Genomic DNA, 732 nt, shown 5'->3' on the forward strand with positions numbered 1-732 from the left:
GCCCCAGTGTTGATATAACTTCCAGACTTCCGTGCTGACGGGACGGCTGTGAGTATCAATCCAAATTTCGCCTTTATCGAGTTGCTTGATGGTGAAACCCGCCAAATGAATTTCATCCACTTTGTCTGCCGGAATGGCGGACAGATAGGTATTGCAATCAAAGCCGTGATTGAAGGCTGATACGTGTACGTTATTCAGATCGAGCAGTAACCGGCAACTTGTGCGCTGCTGAACCTCAGCGAGAAACTCCCACTCGCTGATCGTCGAGTGTTGAAACTTCACATAGCTCGATGGGTTCTCAATTAAGATTTCGCGTTGCAGATAATCCTGAACTTCAAGCACATTGCGAGTAAAAACGTTCAGTGCTTCTTCGGTGTATGGTAGGGGAAGCAAGTCGTTAAAATAATGCCCACCATTTTCACTCCAGCTCAAATGGTCAGAGACAAACATCGGGTCAATGGCATCAATCAATGCTTTCAGTTGAGCTAGGTGTACTTGGCTAACGCGTTCAACAGAGCCTAACGACAAACCAATTCCGTGGCAGCTGATCTGGTATTGCTCTCGCAAAGTGTGTAGATATTTTCGTTCGGCTGCATTGGGTTGAAAGTAGTTCTCGCTGTGAATTTCTAACCAAGACAGTTCTGGACGTTGTTGCTGAAAAAAGTCCAAATGAGGAGTCCGTAAACCAACGCCAACAAGAGGGTGAAAATCGTAGTGTTTCACGTGAAACTC

General features: G+C 46.0%; 1 protein-coding gene. It reads right to left on the reverse strand.

The features are described from left to right. A partial coding sequence (locus R7Z49_RS24770; RefSeq protein ID WP_318112342.1) for a DUF692 domain-containing protein occupies positions 1-723 on the reverse strand: 723 nt, incomplete at its 3' end. Between the last annotated feature and the right edge of the window lie 9 nt (positions 724-732).

The organism is Vibrio sp. 1562 (genome assembly GCF_033340155.1).
Lineage (GTDB): Bacteria > Pseudomonadota > Gammaproteobacteria > Enterobacterales > Vibrionaceae > Vibrio > Vibrio alginolyticus.